The organism is Bacillus tuaregi (assembly GCF_900104575.1).
GTDB classification, from domain to species: Bacteria; Bacillota; Bacilli; order Bacillales; family Cytobacillaceae; genus Bacillus_BD; species Bacillus_BD tuaregi.
Genome location: NZ_LT629731.1, coordinates 1,116,508 through 1,135,403, shown reverse-complemented (window position 1 = coordinate 1,135,403; position 18,896 = coordinate 1,116,508). Strand labels below are relative to the sequence as shown.

Here is an 18,896-nt window from a genome sequence, read left to right as displayed (position 1 = left end):
TTTTTAATTTTGAATTTTACAAATTATATGAATTCATTCATAATAGAAATAATACTTGGAAAGGAAAACAGCAATGGAGAATAGGAAAGAAATGGACTTACAAAATATCAATCGAATTACCTTTATCCTTTTTTGGACTGGCTTAGTCGTTCTATGTTCGTTATACGTAACCATCCCCCTGCTGCCTGTTTTTGCTTCAACCTTTAGCCTATCAGCTAGCCAGGCCGCTTGGGCAGGAAGCATATTTTCGATTTTTTTCGCAGCCGGCTGTTTATTTGTCGGAGTCCTCTCAGACCGATACGGGCGGAAAAACGTGATGATTGTTGGGTTGGTTTGTTTTTCGTTCGTGACGTTTTTAGTAGGATTATCGAATAGCTACAGCAGTCTGCTTGTTCTAAGAGCCCTCCAAGGGGCAGCTGCCGCAACCTTTTCACCTGTTGCCCTTACATACGTTGGCATGATGTATCCTCAAGCAAAAAGAGTCACCACAATTGGAATTATCAGCTCAGGCTTTTTAATTGCTGGAATCGTCGGACAGCTAATCAGCTCTAGTATTGAACAAGCTTTCAACTGGAATGCTGTATTTCTTATTTTAAGCATTATTTATTTCATAACGACGATTCTCTTAATTATTATTTTACCGAATGATGAAATACACCATGGCAACCATGATTTTTTATCTGTCATAAAAAAATTCAAAATTCCATTCACACAAAAAAAGCTTATCCTTTGCAACAGCATTGCTATTATGATTTTACTATCATTTGTCGGGATGTATACTGCCTTAGGAAATTTCTTAAGTAGTCATTATAGCTTTAATGATCAAGAAATCTTTTACGTCCGTGCTGCAGGAATCATCGGAATGCTTTTATCTCCTTTTACTGGTCGATTCGTACAAAGGTTTGGAATGAGAAAAGTATTGATCAGCGGACTTGTTTCCTCTATTACTGGATTATTATTAATGGGGCTTATCCAGCAATTATGGCTGATGATTGTAATGAGCATTCTCTTCGTTTGTGGAATAGCGGTTGTGGTGCCTTCCATGCTTGCTTTAGTGGGGCAACTTAGCGGAAACGAAAAAGGTATCGCCACTTCTCTATATACCTTCATATTATTTATTGGTGCCAGTATCGGACCCCTTTTGGCGACAGTGTTATTAAAAACCGGAAATCTCTCACTACCATTTATTGTGTTTGGCTGTATCTTAGCATGCGGCCTATTGATGGCCTTCTTCCTTTTTTCAACGAAGGAAAAAAACAGCACATCACAAGTGAATTCTCAATCATTTGATGCATAGAACAAAAGTCCTTCATCAAAACGATGAAGGACTTTTTATTGGAATATTGAACACTACTGAAAGCTGTACATTTATTTCCGATACTCTGCCTTAAAGCTCTCATATTTATCTACAATCGTTTTGACTGCTTCATCTGTCTCAGCTAAATGACTGATTTCTTTTAAAACGTAAGGAACACCATGTTCTTGAATCATTTCTTGCAGTTTTACTGATTCTGGGTCCTCTTGTATATCAAATAGTAAGCAGGCTGCGATGGCACTTGCTAGGTTTTGATATGACAAGCCTAATTTTTTTGCCTCTACAAGCGGTTTTACTAACCGATCTTCTGCACCAAGCTTACGAATCGGAGAGCGACCGACACGCGTTACATCATCATTTAAGTGCTGGTTTTGGAAACGACCTAGAATTTTCTTAATATATTTTTGATGCTCTGCTTCATCTAATTCATAGCGTTTGATTAAATAGGCACCTGTTTCCTCAATAGTAGCTTTTACCTTTTCATATACAGCTGGGTCATTTAATGTTTGATCAATGGTTTCTTTACCGTCTAAATATCCGAAATAGGCGGTTACAGCATGACCTGTATTAACTGTAAAAAGCTTACGCTCAATAAATGGTGCCAAATCAGCTACTTTTGTCATACCTTCCACTACCGGAATATCGTCTGTTGTTTCAACAACCCATTCAAAATAAGGCTCAACTAGGACATCAAGTGAATTTTTATTGTCCTGGATAGGTACAATTCGATCAACAGCAGAATTAAAGAAGCTAACCGTGCCTTCCATTTTTTTCATTGTATCATTATCCAACGCTTTTAAAATATGACCCTTTAATATGTCTGTAGCCGATATTTGATTTTCACAGGCAATGACATACACCTTTGCATTTGAAGTATTCAGTCTAGCCTGCAGGCCTTTTGCAATTAATGGAGCGATATGCGGAAGTATATTGGGACCAATCGCTGTGGTAATATACGTTGCCTCCTGAATAGCCTGTACGACTTCTTCTTCCTGCTTCATATTATTTAAACCTGATACATTTTTAATTTCAGTAAAGGTTGGCTGATCCTCTGCTGTTTTAACTTTGTAGGCTTTTTCTTCATTTAATCTAGAAATAATCTCATCAGCGATATCTACAAACGTTACATGATAGCCTGATTGTGAAAATAAAGCTCCAATAAAACCTCTACCAATATTTCCTGCACCAAAATGGACTACCTTTTTCATATATCATTTCATTCCTTTACAAATTTATTTTGCAAATAATCAAAAAAAGTATCTTCAAGCTTTGCACGGATGACTTTTTCATTTGCTGATGAAAAAATCATGATTGCTTTTTTATCTTCGACAATTATGGAACTAACAATGCTTATAATTTCCAATTGAAGTTGATTTAATTTCTCAGGGGCAAGAAGCAGCAGGATATTATGAATATCCATTTGTTTACCATCCATTCCTAACAACCGAAACGGTGTCTCTAAATGAGCGATATGGTAGGCTATTTCTTCAACACCTTCATGTCGACAGTGAAATAATGCCAAATTGGTGTCGGGAATGCCTAAACCCCCTTTCGTCTCTCTTGCCAGCAATTGATGATAAACTCCAGCTGGGTCGGAAACCAACTTCTGTTCCGAACAGCGGGTAACCATTTCCTTGAGAAATTGCTTATAATCTGGATTGTTTTTTGAGCGATAGACAGATAAATTACGTAATATTTCACGAATACTATTTTGAACCTCATCCACTTCCTGCATGAAATCAGCTAATGGCTTTACTTTTGGTTTATTTAATTTAGATGTTTTGATTTCAGTATGATAGTTGGTCTGCCTTGTGATTTTTGGAATATGAGTACCAATGTAATCATAGATAGCTTCAATATCCTTTTCATACAACAAGGGATTGACAAAGACATATTCTAAGCTTTCGAGCACAGGCAGGATAACAGTTGAAATAATAATCCCATAATGACTAACATCCCTTGTCTGGATTTCCTTAATAGAAGCGACATCTGTTACGGTTATTTCCGGCACTTCTTTTTTAATTCGGCTTGCCAGCATTTTTGATGTACCGATACCTGTCGGACAAACAATTAAGGCGCGTATCTGCACTTCTTCTTTTCGTAACTCTAATGCTGAACCAAAATGTAACACAATATAAGCAAGTTCATCATCCGTAAACTTAATCGTATTAAATTCCTTTGCAACACTTTTACTTACAGCTAAATACAACAAGGGATACTTCTTTTTAATTTCATCGGTTAGTGGATTAAACGAGCTTAAGCCTTTTCTTAGACGGAAAATCGAGGGTTCCATATGGGCCAGCAGCCCTTGAAACAAAGAAAAATCGGCTGTTAAATCACTATTCATTTGTTCTGATACATGCTGAATAATCTTTTTTATGGACCTGCCTATTAACACACTATCATAATTGATGTATTCTGCCTCATGGACCTTTGAGCCCCGTAATACCATAACAAGGAAAGCAGCTTCGATATCGCTCAATCGAATAGCGAAGTGATGGAAAAAGTCATTACTAATTTCCTTTATAAATCGAAATTCTTCTGATGACTGTATATTTTCCAGCTCAATTTCAGATTTCGAAAGGCAAAATCCCATCTCAATCCTCTGTAAAGAAATACAAATATGAATTAAGAATGTAATATAATCGCTGTCAGCCAGTTTAGTATGAAGATGTTTTATTTTTTCATAAACAACCTCATCAATTACTTTTAGATAGGATTTTTTTAAGTAATAAAGAATCCGGTCCTTTTCAATTTGATCATTGGCAAGCAGAATTAAGCTTTCGATTAATTCGTTATTAAAATAAATGAGATAAAAATTAACCAGTGCCTTACGGATTTTTCCTTCCTCACCTGTTAATCCGACTCCAACACCCCTTTTTCTATCAAGCTCAATCCCATAGTCCTGAAGCCATTCCGCTAATTCATCTAAATCAGTACCTAGCGTTGTGATGGATACACCAAGATCCTTTGACAATGAAGCTAATTTAACCGGATCCTTGGATTCAATCATCTTCACAAAGCAAAGCAGTCTTCTCTCCTCTAAAGAAAGATCCTGTGGCTTTACTTTTGTAAGCTTCTGAATCAGTCGATAAATATTTTGATTGGATCCGACAATCGACAGCCCATTGTCACTTGTTTTCTCCATCTGTAAATCAAAGGATTCAAGTATTTTCTCAATATTCTTTAAATCCCTTTGGATGGTTCTAACACTTACATGAAGATAGCTTGCAAAGGATAATGCCGTATGCCTTCCGCTTTTTTTAATCAATAATTCTAAAATAGCCTTTTCTCTCGCTGTTATCAGCATAGACATCAGCTCTTTTCGAGTATTCGTATGTATAAAATAATTCTATAAATAGGAATAAGAAAGATGCCGAAGCATCTTTCTAACCTTTTTATTTTTCAAATGATGACCCGATAATCTCTAGAATATCGTCCACGGACTTCGCAGTTGCCATTTTTTCAACATTTTCCATTTCAGAGCATGTAACAGCAATTGCCGAAAGAATTTCTAAATGTCCACCAGCTTTACCAGCAATTCCGAAAATCAAACGGACTTTGTTCCCATCAAAATCTACACCTTCTGGAACTTGAATGATTGTTACTCCTGATTTTAAAACATCAGCTTTTGCTTCTTCTGTACCATGAGGAATCGCTACATCATTTCCCATAAATGTTGAGGTTAGTTGATCCCGTGCAATCATCGCTTCAATATAAGATGGCTTTACATACCCACCATCAACAAGCACTTGTCCTGCGAAACGAATCGCTTCTTCTTTTGAAGCAAATTGTTTGTTTAGAAAGATATTTTCCTTCTTTAACACATTGCTATCAGATTTAGTAGACTTTTCAGTTGCTACCTCCGTTTGCTGTGCACTAGAACCATTGTTTCCGTCTTTTAATTGACTTACTAATTGATCATATTTTGGACTAGATAAAAAGTTGTCAACCGAAATGTGATAAGCAGTTGGAGCCTTTTGCTGAGCCCGTGGTGTCAGTTCTGCCTGTGTAACAACGACCTGCGCATCATTTGGCAGATTACTAATGGCCATATTTGTTACTTTAATCCCTAACCCAGCTTCTTTAATTTTCTTTCGTAGTAGGGATGCACCCATTGCACTTGAACCCATTCCGGCATCACAGGCAAAAATGACCTGATTGATATTTTCTGGGTTTAACTCTACGTTTCCACCAGTTGGGTTTGCCGTTAAGGCACTTGCTACACTGCTTTGCTTTCCTTTCATTTCTTGCATTTTTTGAGATGCTTCTTCTAAGTTGCCCTCTTTTGATTTACTTGTTTTTAAAACTAATACTGAAACAAGGAATGAAACAACAGCTGCAACAAGAACTCCAGCAATATTCGCAAGATATGAACCCACACCCTGTGGTGTTACAGCTAGGATTGCAAGGAAGCTTCCTGGAGATGCAGGAGCCAACAAACCACCGCCAAGCATTGATAATGTAAATACGCCGCTTATTCCACCTAAAATCGCTGCAAAGAATAACATTGGATGCATTAAGACATATGGGAAGTAAATTTCATGAATCCCACCAAAGAAGTGAATAATTGCTGCACCTGGAGCTGTTTGTTTTGCCGTCCCTTTTCCAAAGAAGCAATAAGCTAACAGAATACCAATTCCTGGTCCTGGGTTTGCTTCAAGTAAAAATAGGATTGACTCGCCAGTTTGTTTTACCTGTTCAATTCCAATTGGTGATAATACACCGTGGTTAATGGCATTATTTAAGAATAATACTTTTGCTGGTTCAATTAAGATACTTGTTAATGGTAGCACACCGACTTCCAGCATCCATTCCACACCAGCTACTAACACTGTTGTTAATGCCGTAACTCCCGGTCCGATTAATAAATAAGAAAGAACCGCTAAAATTCCACCAAGAATTCCTGATGAAAAGTTATTAATCAGCATTTCAAAACCAGTTTTCACTTTACCTTCAATTAGAGTGTCAAACTTCTTAATCACCCAGCCCCCGATTGGACCCATGAGCATGGCTCCCAAGAACATCGGCATATCAGCACCAACGACTACTCCCATTGTAGCAATTGCACCAACTACTCCGCCTCGGGTATCGTATACTAATTTACCTCCTGTATAACCAATTAATAATGGAAGTAAGTACTTAACCATTGGATCAACTAGAGCTGCTAAATTTTCATTTGGAATCCAGCCTGTAGGTATAAACAGGGCTGTTATAAGACCCCATGCAATAAATGCGCCGATATTCGGCATTACCATCGAACTTAAAAAGTTTCCGAACTTCTGAACGCGAACTTTAATATTTTTATTTTCTTGGGACATATTATCCACTCCCTTTCTAACTTGCTTTACACTTATGATATTAATTTATAAAGCGCTTCCAAACAATGAATAGTAGACGTAATTTTGTCACAATCCCTTGTGTCAAAACTTTAAAACCTTTAAAATCAATAAAAACACGTGTATTCGATACTTTTACTGTTTTCGAAAACAAGTGTTTTTATACAATAGTATTGGTATGTAATTGGGTAATGTTTAGTATAGTACCGGGGCTTAAGGACTAAATTACATTCCCTTCAGCCACTTGCCATTCTGGATAACTACATACATCATATTATTTTCAATATATATTTTCAATTAATACTTATCTAATTATAAAAATTTTTTATATAATTACGCATATATTTTGTAAGGAGATGTAATAATGACCATAATAACAAAAGCACCCTTCCGAGCAGATAATGTTGGAAGCTTTCTAAGACCTTACATCAAGCGGTGATATGAAAATGTTTCCGACCTTATTTTTGGCGGCTTACATGTAGATATTAAAAAATGAGCAGGATGAACCTGCTCATTTTTCGTTTAAAACTTTATCTATATATTTATAGTTAATACGTTCCTCAAAGTTAAATTCATTCTTGATATAACCTACTTTAACCAAAGCTTCAATTGACTCTTGCTGTGCTTTTATTGATTCTTTACTGAAGAAAATATCTGGTTCATCAGCTGTAATGATTTTTTTTATCGTTTCAACTGGTATTTTAGTTACCTCTGCATAAATTTCTGATGCTTCATCTGGATGCTCAATTCTCCAGTCAGCAGATTTTTTATAAGCTTTCAAATAAGCTTCAACCATTTCTGGATGTTCCTTTGCAAAACCAGTACGAGCAATAATAGCTCCAGGTGCCAGTATCTCTCCATCTACATTTAATTCTTTCGCAATTCCTTTTTCAACATTATTAGTTTTATAAGGTTCCCAGACTGCCCATGCATCCAATTGTTTTGTTTCGAAAGCAGATTGAGCATCATCAGGTTGAAGATTAATAATTCTAACATCATCAAGTGTTAAACCATGATATTTTAGTGCCTTAGCTAAATAAACATGCCCGGTTGTTCCTGATGCTACTCCAACTTTTTTCCCTTTTAAATCTTCAATACTCTTAATCTCGCTGTCATTAGGAGTAATGATTCGTACATTTGATTTTCCGTTACTAGTTTGAGCAATTACTTCGAAAGGCAGATCCTTATCTAACCCTGCAATAAGTGCCCCGTCACCAAGAAAAGATATGTCAACATGATTGGCTGCCAGTGATTCAAGAAGCGGAGGACCACTTGTAAACTCACTCCACTCAATTTTCGCATTTAACTTAGAAAACTCCTCCTCAAACCAACCTTTATCTCTTCCAATTGTTAATGGACTCATTTTGCCATTTAATGCTATGTTGACTACGATTGACTCATCTTTTTTACCCTTTTGGGTTGATGAACTTACTCCTGTACTGCATCCTATTAAAAAAATCGCTATAATAAATATAAAGACCGATCCTATTAATCTTTTTCGATTTTTTTTCATGGTTACCTCCTAGCTTACTATTCCTGTTTATCAATTGAATAGTGATTTACATCAATATAGTAGAGATTCAATAAAGGGAAAGGCTCCTACTCTTTATTGAATCTCATGTTACAAGTTCATTATTTTTTAGTTATAAATGTGCTTCGCTGATTTTCCTTGTTAACAGGTATGTCTTTTCCAACTGTCACTCTTCGTACAATACGGTGCTCATCGTAATCTGCGACAGCATAATGTTGTGTGGCTAAGTTATCCCAAATCACAACATCCCCTTCAGTCCATTTCCAACGGACTGTATTTTCTAGACGAGTAACGTATGATTGAAGGAGGCTAAATATTTTTTCCGATTCACTTGTACTATAACCCTCCAATTTTCCAACAAAGCCTCCTAGTAATAAATGTTTTTTACCTGTTTCAGCATGCACATGAACAACTGGATGTTTTGTTTTATAAACAGTTGATTCAAATACTGATCGATATCTTTGTCTGACTTCGTCCTGTTCATTAGTTGCCTTTGCTGCTAATTGGGCATAATCAAATTCATTTGAATGAATGGCCCATAATTCATCTGCTAATTTTTTCAATTCTTCAGGCAACCCTTCATATGCAGTATTGGTATTTGCCCAAACCGTATCACCACCCACACTTGGAATCGTTACACCTCTTAAAATAGAGTATTTAGGAACTTCTGGAACAAAGGTAACATCTGTATGCCAATGGTTTGCCTTTGCCCCTTGTATGGAATCTAATTCAAGAATAGCGCTTGAATTCTCCTTCACAGGAACAGTTGGATGAGCATATGGCTGACCCAGCAATTCAGCAAAGTCTTCCTGGCTATTATCGTTTAAATGATGTTGCTCTCTGAAAAATAGAACCTTGTATTCATTTAGTAGCTGCTTAATTTCTTGTAATACGGTTGCATCTAAGTCCTTACTTAATTTTACTCCTTGAACCTCTGCTCCAATTCTCCCTGCCACAGGCACTACTTTTAATTGATTTGTTTGTGTTGTCATTTTCGATTTCCTCCCAATAATTAATGAATTTTTTCCTTTTCATCACAAATCCGATTTAACAAACCCGTTTAATAAGATTAAGTAAAAAAAGAAAAGAGATTCAACAAAGAGGTAGCGTGGCTCATCTCTTCGTTGAATCTCTGGTCGACCAGTGGATCCTTTTAACACTATTTTATTTAACAATATTTGTCAGCGAATTTGTGTATGAATGAATCTTAGCAGAGAACAAAATATTCTGTCAACATCTTTTTATAATTAATCCTATAAATTTAATTGGGTATTGCTTATTCCTTCAGAACATGTTAATTTATAGAAAATCAAAAAAATGAAATGAATCGACTAGGCCACTAGAGATTCAGCGAAAAGACTACATTTGCTCTTCGCTGGATCTCTTTTTTCATTTCAGAAAGGATGGTAATAATATATGGTCGCAGTATTACAAATGAGTTCTATCAGTAAAACATTTCACAATGAAAGTGAGAATGTACATGTATTAGACAACATTAATTTAATCGTCAAGAAGGGTGAGTTTTTATCCGTTATCGGTTCGAGCGGCTGCGGGAAGAGTACCCTATTAAAATTAATTGCCGGACTGGATTTGAATTTTGAAGGAAATATTATCGTAGGTAGTCAGGAAGTACATGGTCCTTCGAAAGACCGCGGCTTTATTTTTCAAGAGCATCGCTTATTCCCTTGGCTTACTGTAGAAAAGAATATTGCCGGTAATCTCTCATTAAAGGATCCAGATATACGAAAAAGAGTCGATGATTTAATTTCTCTCGTGAAATTAAAGGGATTTGAAAAAGCTTATCCTAGACAATTATCAGGAGGCATGTCACAGCGCGTTGCAATCGCAAGAGCATTGCTTCGTAATCCTGAAATTCTGCTGCTGGATGAACCCTTTGGCGCTTTAGACGCCTTCACACGCAGCCATTTGCAGGAAGCACTTCTCGAAATTTGGGAGAAAAATCAAACCACCATGGTGCTAGTCACACATGATATTGATGAAGCGATATTTTTATCCTCTACCGTTGTTGTAATGGATGCGAAACCCGGACGAATAAAGGCAAATGTATCGATTGATTTACCTTATCCAAGAAGAAGAACAAGCAAATCGTTCCAAGAATTTCGAACATTGATATTAAACCATCTTGAACATACACCTGTCGATATGGAAGATTGGAGTATTTAATTTCAATATGAAAGGATGAGACAGATCATGTCTACACAAACAATTGTTCAAAACAAAGCCATTTCCATAAAAAAGAAGAAATCAAACTCAAATAAAAGCAACAGAGTTTTTCGAGGAATAGCCCTTCCCGTTTTGATTTTATTATTATGGCAAATACTCGGCTTTATTGGTATAATGCCGGCTCAACTATTCTCTTCACCGTTATTAATTGTTACAAGCTTTATTGAGCTTATTCAATCAGGAGAACTAGGGTCTCACCTGCAAATTAGTTTAACCCGAGCGTTTCTCGGCTTTTCGCTGGGTAGTTTTTTCGGCTTACTTGTTGGGATCACTGTAGGAATGAATAAAAGGTCGGAGGAGTATTTAAACCCTACCATCCAAATGCTGCGTACCATCCCGCTACTAGCTATTACACCACTTTTCATTATGTGGTTCGGCTTTGGAGAATTATCAAAAGTGTTACTGATTGCACTAGGTGCCTTTTTCCCTTTGTATTTACAATCCTTTTTAGGGATTCGAAATGTAGACCAAAAACTATATGATGTCGCTCAAATTTTACAGTACAGTCGATTCGAAAAAATATCTAAGCTGATGATTCCAGCAGCCCTCCCTAATATTTTGCTGGGTATCCGACTTGCCTTAAGTGCCGCATGGATGTGCTTAGTCGTCGCTGAACTATTAGGGGCAGACAGAGGGGTTGGTTTTATGATTCAGGATGCCCGCTCCTTTATGCAAACAGATATTGTTTTTGTGGGAATTATCATATTTGCACTGGCAGGAAAAATATCCGATTCCATTGTACGCTTTCTAGAAAATCGCCTATTGAAGTGGCAAGACAGTTTTAAAGCATAAAAAAGTGATACTTATGTGTTTAATAATTCTGAATTGGTCCAAAACGCACTTGACTGATTGGAATTATATGAATTAAAATAACGTATATTCTATATTCGCTGATTGGTCAACCAAAGGCACCTTACCATTTCAATTTAATGGCACAGGTGCCTTTCTAAGTAAAAAGGGAAGTGGGAGGAATAGTAAATGGCTATTATTGATCAAGAAAAGCTAAATAATATTGTAGAGTTATTAGAGAAAATTAAGTTTGGATCACTCAATATCGTCATTCACGAAGGAAAAATAACACAATTAGAAGTCATTGAAAAGCATCGATTTCAAAAATAGACCCTTATTTGATATTTGAATTTCTTATGAAATGCAAATATTGAAGCATACTAATCATGCTTGCCAGTAAAATTCAAGGAGGGTTTCACATGACAAAGAAAAAACTCACACCGTCTGCAGAAGTAGACCAAAAAAAATTAATTAATGACAAAGTGAAAGCATTAAGAAATCAGAACTTTGAAGATACCCATACGCGCAGAATAACCTCAAATGGTGCAGACGGACAGTAAAGGCTCATAACTTACAGGCTAAAAGAAAGGTTGTGCGAGAATGACTAAAAAATACAATAAAGGCAGCAAGAATCAGAATTCTCCAAGTCTTCATGGTGAGGTTCCTTTTAGCGGGGATAACAGTAAAGGCAATAAACGAAACAAAGATAAAAGTGACAAAACAGATGGGATTGTCTAAGAAATTAAACCGGTCAATTAGACCGGTTTTCTTGTCATACAGGATCTAAGCTTGAGTGTTATTCCCCCTGCTTCAGCTAGAGAATGAATTCTTATAGACGGGCAACTACCTTTTCCCCCCGAAAATACACCGCTTTAATTTTATTTGGATTGATGAGTTCTATCCCAGGTATCCCTTCCGAAATAAGTAAATTCGCTTCCTTTCCTTCTTCTAAGCTTCCAAATCGATTCTCCTTTCCAAGGACCTTAGCCGGATTTCTCGTAATAAGTGCTAATGCCTCATTTTCACTGTATCCATGCTCCAGCATCCCAGTCATGAACGGATTAGCTATCGCCATTAATGCTTCTGGACCGATTAATCTCTTTCTATCATCGGTTAATGCGACTGCATTTTTTTCATAAGGAGGAAGAAAGGCACCTGTTGAAATTGAAAGCGGAATCTTCGCATGAATCATTTTCATGATTTCTGTAAATGAATTGGGCTCTAAATGCGATCCACCAAGAGGCGTTGCTACGACCATAATTTTTTGTTTTGCCGCTTTTTCTATCTGCCTGTCTGTTATTCCGTGTGCATGATGAAGCACGTCAAATCCTGCTTCCAATGCCATTTGAATTCCCTGCTCTCCTGCAGCGTTGGCACCGATTTTTGTCCCATATCCATGAAAGCTAGACACGATGTCGGTTAACTCTTGTTGCGAATGAATTAATTTTCCTGCATTCGGCACTTCATGCTTTAGAAAATTTCCCGGGGTAGCATTAATAAAAATATTTCCACCGGCATAATCATTTGCTGCTGCTAATGCCTTTATAAGATCTTTATTGACAAGGTATTCTCGAGGAATTGGAGTAGATCCGGTTATGGCCGTGAAGTGAATGATCTTTTGAAACCCTACAGAAATACTTGCAGCAGCGAAGCATATATCCATTGGTACATCCTGTACTGCCTGTTTAATATCAGGGACACGCAATTCACATATTGGATTACCACACACCTGCTCACCCAAAGCTGTAATGCCTGAGCAAAGGGCTTCCAACAGGATTGATTTACCAGCAAGTAGATGGGTTTCTTTTGTAATTGGAAATTTTGATGGAGGGGCAAATTCGAGTAGATGTGTATGACAGTCAACGAGGGAAGGGCTAATGATATGTTCGCCGTAATCTATCACCGGTACCTGATGATATTTTTGCTTTACATTTTCCCAGGTTGAGATGTGAATGATTTTTCCATTTTGAACAACCATTGCTCCATGTTCAATTGTTCCTTTTTTCGAGACTGTCATGATTTTCTTAGCTTTTATAACAAAAGTCGACATTGTTTTCACCACCAATAAAGGAATAGTTATATTTCCAAGGAACCAAGCGTGAAAGAATAAGGTCAACACAACTATAAAAACATCCTTAATGGTCTGGTTAGAACGTGGAACCGAGTGATTGGAAATAGGATGAAATTTCCTATTACTGTCCATTTTTTACAGAACAGCGCTGATTTTTCTTTTCGGTTTTTATTATTTTATGATGAAAGAATTTTTGTGTGCTTAGCAGCCCATGTGACGTATAAAAGAACGTACGTTTGTATAGAATAAATAAAAAACCTCAAGGTGTGTGTTACCACATGAAGCTGCTTATCCACAAATCACTAAGTGAGCAAGTTCCGATTGAAATGATTTACCTGTCCGATAAACAACAGTTTACGCAAAGAAAAATCGTAGTTAAACAAGTGGATGACGACTATATAAAGGCCTTTTGTCTCCTGAGAGGACAGACACGTATTTTCAAAAGAGATAATATCTTATCGATTATGCCGATCAGACGTGAAATAAAGCGTACCAGTTAAGTTATGGGTACTAATCAAATTCGCCCGTCCAATTTGCGTCCGGATTTTTATCGAGCTCGCTCGATAAACTACCTTTATGAAATTAAAAAGCATCAGAGAGATCATTTCTGGAATCTCTGATGCTTTTTGCTTATCCTGAAACCTGTGTTTTAGGTGTATCGTGTCCCTTAAAAATAAATTGTACGACAATGATGGCCGCGAAAATAGCAAGCCCAATGATATCAGAAAATCCCTCTGGATAGATTAAACAGAGGCCCCCTCCTATAGCAAAAAGGCGTTCAATCCAGGACAGCTTCCGGAACCAATAGCCAATAACGCCAGCTCCAATCGACATCATACCAGCTAAGGCAGTAAACACCACCCATATTAGGTAGCTCCATGTCGTATCAATCATTAATAACTCCGGTGACAACACAAACATATACGGGATAATGAAGGCACCAATTGCTAGCTTTGAAGCATTGACACCTGTCTTAATTGGTTCTCCCCCTGACACAGCAGATGCGGCAAAGGCTGCCAGTGCTACAGGTGGAGTGATATCTGCGATAATTCCAAAATAGAACACAAATAAATGAGCAGATAAATCTGGTACCCCAAGTAAAATAATAGCTGGTGCTGCTATAGTAGACGTTATGACATAGTTTGCAGTTGTTGGAGAACCCATCCCTAGAATAATAGCCGCTACCATGGTAAGCATCAACGTTGGAATTAAATACCCCCCAGCCAGATCCAATAGACCATTGGCAAGCTTTAGACCAAGACCCGTTTTCGTAACAACTCCAACAATGATACCAGCAGCAGCAGTTGCTGCTGCTACTCCCAGCGCGGTCCGTGCGCCATCCACCAATGCCTCGATAAAGGATTTAAAGTTCATGCGAGTCTTCTTTTTTACTGCACTGACAAGAATGGTAATGATAATAGAGTAGAGGGCTGCCAACATCACACTCATACCGCTCATTAACAGAACTATAACAGCCACAATTGGAAGTAATAAATAAATTTCCTTTAATACTTCTTTACGGTTTGGCATTTCTTCCTTTGTTAGGCCTCGCAAACCTACTCTTTTCGCCTCTAAATGAACCATGATCCAAATGCCTGTAAAATAAAGCAAGGCAGGAATGGCTGCTGCTTTTGCAATTTCCCAATAGGTGATACCGCCGCCGATGAATTCAACCATTAAGAATGCCGCGGCTCCCATAATAGGCGGCATTAATTGCCCTCCTGTCGAAGCAGCAGCCTCGACAGCTCCAGCAAATTCCTTTTTATAGCCAAGTTTTTTCATCATTGGAATCGTAAAAGAGCCTGAGGTCACGACATTTGCCACCGAGCTGCCGCTTATCGTCCCTTGAAGGGCGCTAGAGAACACTGCTACTTTTGCAGGTCCACCTGTACTTTTCCCTGCAATGGAAACAGCCAAATCATTAAAATATTGTCCAACACCTGTTTTAACTAAAAAAGCGCCGAAAAGTAAAAATAAAAAGATGAAGGTTGAGGAAACTCCTAACGGGGTTCCTAAAATACCCTCTGTTGTATAAAACATGGTTTGTACAAGTCTGTCAAGCTCTAATCCGCGATGAGCAAGAAAACCAGGCATATACGGACCAAAAATGGCATAAAGAAGAAATAGTACAGCAATTATCATGATTGGCAGACCAACAGCCCGTCTAGTTGCTTCCAGTACTAATAATATTGCAACCAATCCAACAATAAAGTCTATATCCGTTAACCTTCCAACCCGGTTAACTAAATCATCTATCATTAACGGCCAATAGGCACCTACCACAATCGATGATACAGCAAGAATGATATCATACCAGGCAACCTTATGTTTTTTCCCTATATTCTTTTTTCTGAGCGGGAATAATAAAAATATTAACGCTAACGCAAAGCCCAAATGAATAGAGCGTTGCAGCTGTGCTGTTAATACACCAAAGATAGATGTGTAGAGTTGAAAAAGAGAAAAAGATAAAAGACCAAAAAAGACAATCCAACCTATGATACCCTTTAGCTTTCTTGTTCCAGATTCAGGATCATATTTTTCTAGCAGTTGCTGTTGTTGCTCCTCTGATAGAGTTTCATATTCATTTTTCAAGGATATTCACTCCTTTCCATCTTTGCCAAAGATTGATTGTTTCAATTTTCAGCCTTACCCATGTCCCTGGCTCAATAATTTGAGAAAGCGGGTATTCATTATCCTCAAAAATTAATGTATGATTGGCCCTTACCTTTCCAACTCGAAGATCAAAGGATGGAAATATCCTCTCCATATTTTTTATATAATATTTTCCATCTACCTGCTCAAATGTCTCTCCTTCAGAGGCATTCGCAGGCATACCAATCGCAAAATCCTCATACATCAATTCATATTGCTTGATCCTCCCATCACTCAAAACCTCATAGCTTTCCACAACATCTGATAAATGAATCGAGTGAGTATATTTCATTTGAAAGGTTTCTCCTTCCAAGATGTAGAGATAGGCGAGTGTCTTCCCGCTATTTTGATATTGAAAAACGAGTGCTTCTGTCTTTGGGGTAAAAATGAGAAGAAGGATCATGATTAGGAAAAAGGGTAATAAAAAGAGCAAATAAACAATCTTGTTTTTCACCAACTCCCCCCTTCCTAAGTAGAAAAACAAAAAGCCGGCTTTAAACCAAATGATTATAAGCCGGCTGCTTTTAGTGCCTAACATTCATTCATACATATTGAGTATTCTCTGAGTAAGTGCGACTACTATTCAGCTGCTTTTATACCTTTTTCATCGAAGTATCTCTGTGCTCCTGGGTGAATATCTATACCAACACCATTTACAGCATTCTCAGCTTTAATTAATTTAGCTTTTGCATGGGTTACTAGGTTTAGATTTTCAAAGATGGCTTTCGTAATATCATAGACAACATCATCTGAAAGATCGTCTCTCACAACGAGCATAGCTTGTACTGCTACAGTAGAAACGGCTTCTTCAAGTCCATAAGTTCCCTTTGCCACTTCATCCTGAATATAGTATGGGTATTTTTTAATAAGCTCATCGATTTTTTCCTGTTCAATCGGCACAATCACAATATCTTCCGTAGCAGATAATCCTTCGACAGCACCTGTAGGGGTACCTGCTGTAACGAAGGCTGCATCAATTGTACCATCTTGGATACCAGCAGTAGATTCATCAAATGAAAGGTCTTTCTTTTCAATATCATCAAAGGTCATGCCGTACATTTCAAGAATCTGCTCAGCGTTTGGGTTTGTCCCTGATCCTGGTGCACCAACAGACACCTTTTTACCTTTTAAGTCTGCAACTGATTTTATCCCTGATTTTTCAGTTGTGACAATTTGTATTGTTTCAGGATAAAGGGTACCAATTGCTTGTACATTATCGATTTTCGAATCTTTAAACATTAATTTTCCTTCAACAGCATAGGAGGCGATGTCTGTTTGTGAAAAAGCAATTTCTGCATTACCGTCTTTTAATGTAGTCATATTTTCAGCTGATGCACCAGACGTTTCCGCATTTGTTTCGATCCCTGTTTCTTCTGAAATAATATTAGCAAAAGCTCCGCCAAGTGGATAATATGTACCACCAGTTCCACCTGTCAGGATACTGATAAACTTCGGCTTTTCAGATCCGCCGCCATTATCAGTAGAATCCCCACTCGTTTCCTCACTTGACCCGCTGCAGGCTGCCAAAACCATAGAAAGCGCCAACAATAGAACCGTCATGAAATATGAAGTTTTTCTCCTCAAAAGATTTCCCCCTTTATTTTTTTATGAAAATTGGGATAAATAGATATAGTCCCAATTCACCAATTATAATTTTATCATATTTTTTAATAATTATGTCAATTTAAAAGAATAATTCCAAAGTCTGTTCCAATATTTATATGATCAAATTCGCCCGTCGAATTTGCGTCCGGATTACCTGAGTTCGCTCGGGTAAACTACCTTTAAATATGATAGTGTTGATTATTTCAGGTAAGAGAGAATATTTGTTATAATAAAATTCAATAAATCTCTTAGATTTTAATAATGTTTTTAATTTTTTTTACGGAGGTAGCTAGATGAAATATGGTATCGTGATTTTCCCTGCAAAACCTTTACAAGATTTTGTTAACTCTTATCGTAAACGATATGACCCACATTACACACATATACCTCCACATATCACCTTAAAATCTGGCTTTGATGCAGATGATCAGGAAATCAAGACTATCATTCCAATGCTCCATGTGATGGCTCATAGATTTGAACCCTTTGATATTACCGTCACAAAGTTCAGCTCCTTTAAACCAGTAAATAATGTTATTTATTTAAAAATCGATCCAAAGGATGACCTAGTAAACCTTCACAATGAAATTGAAGCGCAATTTCCTAATCATATCCCTGAATATGTCTATGTTCCCCATATAACAATTGGTCAAAAACTAACAAATGATGAACATTCAGATGTATTTGGATCATTACAAATGTTAAAATTAAATAAGCAAGATCAGGTAGATCGTTTTCATCTTGTCTATCAGCTTGAAAATGGATCTTGGACAGTCTATGAAACATTTCGTCTTGGAAAGGAATAACAACAATGAATCTTAAATCGTTAGATGTACAGATAGTCAGCAACGAAAAGCAGCTAAATGACGCTTTCAATATACGTAAAACTGTATTTGTTATAGAGCAGCAGGTCCCACCGGCGGAAGAAATTGATGACCTTGAACCACAATCAACACACTTTATACTGTACATTGACGAAAAACCTGCTGGTGCAGGACGATATAGAACAGTAGACGGGTACGGCAAGGTTGAACGAATTTGTGTGCTAAAGGACTTCCGCGGCATGGGTGCCGGTCAGGCAATCATGGAGAAAATCGCTACATTTGCTAAAGAGAAAGGCATCAAGCGACTAAAGCTGAATGCACAAACACATGCAATTCCCTTTTACAGTAAATTAGGATATCAAGTTGTCTCGGATGAATTTCTCGATGCCGGCATTCCTCATAAAACAATGATTAAAGAAATATAAGCCCTGCTTGCAGGGCTTTTTATTTAGGTTCCATATCGCTATATATAACATTCCAATCTAAAATCACTCCTTTTGTATCAAGCTAATTTTTGATATGATTA

18 protein-coding genes are annotated in these 18,896 nt (G+C 37.3%); 9 read left to right on the top strand and 9 right to left on the bottom strand.

The window, feature by feature from the left end; translation table 11 throughout:
• Positions 1-73: 73 nt before the first annotated feature.
• Positions 74-1,297, top strand: a complete 1,224-nt coding sequence (locus BQ5321_RS07745) for an MFS transporter (protein ID WP_071393951.1) — start codon at positions 74-76, stop codon at positions 1,295-1,297.
• Between the two features lie 71 nt (positions 1,298-1,368).
• Here BQ5321_RS07745 and BQ5321_RS07740 read toward each other — a convergent pair whose 3' ends face one another.
• The 5 genes from BQ5321_RS07740 to BQ5321_RS07720 form a co-directional block, all read right to left on the bottom strand.
• Complete coding sequence (locus BQ5321_RS07740) at positions 1,369-2,523, bottom strand: mannitol-1-phosphate 5-dehydrogenase (protein ID WP_071393950.1); 1,155 nt, start codon at positions 2,521-2,523, stop codon at positions 1,369-1,371.
• A gap of 8 nt (positions 2,524-2,531) precedes the next feature.
• On the bottom strand, positions 2,532-4,625 hold the full coding sequence (locus BQ5321_RS07735) for a BglG family transcription antiterminator (RefSeq protein ID WP_071393949.1): 2,094 nt from the start codon (positions 4,623-4,625) through the stop codon (positions 2,532-2,534).
• 88 nt (positions 4,626-4,713) lie between these two features.
• A complete protein-coding gene (locus BQ5321_RS07730; protein ID WP_071393948.1) occupies positions 4,714-6,636 on the bottom strand; it encodes a PTS mannitol transporter subunit IICBA in 1,923 nt (640 codons plus the stop codon).
• A 529-nt stretch (positions 6,637-7,165) separates the two neighbouring features.
• The gene (locus tag BQ5321_RS07725) at positions 7,166-8,167 is read right to left on the bottom strand and encodes an ABC transporter substrate-binding protein (RefSeq protein ID WP_071393947.1); all 1,002 of its coding nucleotides are present in this window, start codon (positions 8,165-8,167) and stop codon (positions 7,166-7,168) included.
• 119 nt (positions 8,168-8,286) lie between these two features.
• Positions 8,287-9,177 carry a TauD/TfdA dioxygenase family protein gene (locus BQ5321_RS07720; RefSeq protein WP_071393946.1) on the bottom strand — a complete coding sequence of 297 codons (891 nt, stop codon included), beginning with the start codon at positions 9,175-9,177 and terminating at the stop codon, positions 8,287-8,289.
• A 424-nt stretch (positions 9,178-9,601) separates the two neighbouring features.
• Between BQ5321_RS07720 and BQ5321_RS07715 the strand changes: the two genes are divergently transcribed.
• The 5 genes from BQ5321_RS07715 to BQ5321_RS24400 all read left to right on the top strand — a co-directional run bounded on the left by BQ5321_RS07715 (position 9,602) and on the right by BQ5321_RS24400 (position 11,956).
• Positions 9,602-10,369, top strand: coding sequence for an ABC transporter ATP-binding protein (locus tag BQ5321_RS07715; RefSeq protein WP_071393945.1), 768 nt, complete (start codon positions 9,602-9,604; stop codon positions 10,367-10,369).
• Positions 10,370-10,396: 27 nt separating this feature from the next.
• The gene (locus tag BQ5321_RS07710; protein WP_071393944.1) at positions 10,397-11,221 is read left to right on the top strand and encodes an ABC transporter permease; all 825 of its coding nucleotides are present in this window, start codon (positions 10,397-10,399) and stop codon (positions 11,219-11,221) included.
• Between the two features lie 186 nt (positions 11,222-11,407).
• Complete coding sequence (locus BQ5321_RS23680) at positions 11,408-11,548, top strand: DUF2292 domain-containing protein (protein ID WP_084786684.1); 141 nt, start codon at positions 11,408-11,410, stop codon at positions 11,546-11,548.
• An 89-nt stretch (positions 11,549-11,637) separates the two neighbouring features.
• The gene (locus tag BQ5321_RS24405) at positions 11,638-11,778 is read left to right on the top strand and encodes a hypothetical protein (RefSeq protein ID WP_187143727.1); all 141 of its coding nucleotides are present in this window, start codon (positions 11,638-11,640) and stop codon (positions 11,776-11,778) included.
• A gap of 40 nt (positions 11,779-11,818) precedes the next feature.
• Positions 11,819-11,956, top strand: a complete 138-nt coding sequence (locus tag BQ5321_RS24400) for a hypothetical protein (RefSeq protein ID WP_187143726.1) — start codon at positions 11,819-11,821, stop codon at positions 11,954-11,956.
• Between the two features lie 91 nt (positions 11,957-12,047).
• Here BQ5321_RS24400 and BQ5321_RS07705 read toward each other — a convergent pair whose 3' ends face one another.
• Positions 12,048-13,268: an amidohydrolase family protein gene (locus BQ5321_RS07705; RefSeq protein WP_071393943.1), complete on the bottom strand. Its 1,221-nt coding sequence runs from the start codon at positions 13,266-13,268 to the stop codon at positions 12,048-12,050.
• Between the two features lie 299 nt (positions 13,269-13,567).
• Between BQ5321_RS07705 and BQ5321_RS07700 the strand changes: the two genes are divergently transcribed.
• Positions 13,568-13,789: a hypothetical protein gene (locus BQ5321_RS07700; RefSeq protein WP_071393942.1), complete on the top strand. Its 222-nt coding sequence runs from the start codon at positions 13,568-13,570 to the stop codon at positions 13,787-13,789.
• Between the two features lie 130 nt (positions 13,790-13,919).
• On the opposite strand, the gene BQ5321_RS07695 is transcribed toward BQ5321_RS07700, so the two are convergent.
• The 3 genes from BQ5321_RS07695 to BQ5321_RS07685 all read right to left on the bottom strand — a co-directional run bounded on the left by BQ5321_RS07695 (position 13,920) and on the right by BQ5321_RS07685 (position 17,501).
• Complete coding sequence (locus BQ5321_RS07695) at positions 13,920-15,881, bottom strand: TRAP transporter permease (RefSeq protein WP_071393941.1); 1,962 nt, start codon at positions 15,879-15,881, stop codon at positions 13,920-13,922.
• Entirely contained in the window at positions 15,871-16,395 is a 525-nt protein-coding gene (locus BQ5321_RS07690) for a DUF1850 domain-containing protein (RefSeq protein WP_234978367.1), read from the bottom strand. Before BQ5321_RS07690 ends, BQ5321_RS07695 begins: the two co-directional genes overlap by 11 nt.
• A 125-nt stretch (positions 16,396-16,520) precedes the next feature.
• Entirely contained in the window at positions 16,521-17,501 is a 981-nt protein-coding gene (locus BQ5321_RS07685; protein ID WP_390622184.1) for a TAXI family TRAP transporter solute-binding subunit, read from the bottom strand.
• 338 nt (positions 17,502-17,839) lie between these two features.
• Between BQ5321_RS07685 and BQ5321_RS07680 the strand changes: the two genes are divergently transcribed.
• Entirely contained in the window at positions 17,840-18,352 is a 513-nt protein-coding gene (locus BQ5321_RS07680) for a 2'-5' RNA ligase family protein (protein ID WP_071393939.1), read from the top strand.
• 5 nt (positions 18,353-18,357) lie between these two features.
• Complete coding sequence (locus tag BQ5321_RS07675; protein ID WP_071393938.1) at positions 18,358-18,795, top strand: GNAT family N-acetyltransferase; 438 nt, start codon at positions 18,358-18,360, stop codon at positions 18,793-18,795.
• Positions 18,796-18,896: the final 101 nt, after the last annotated feature.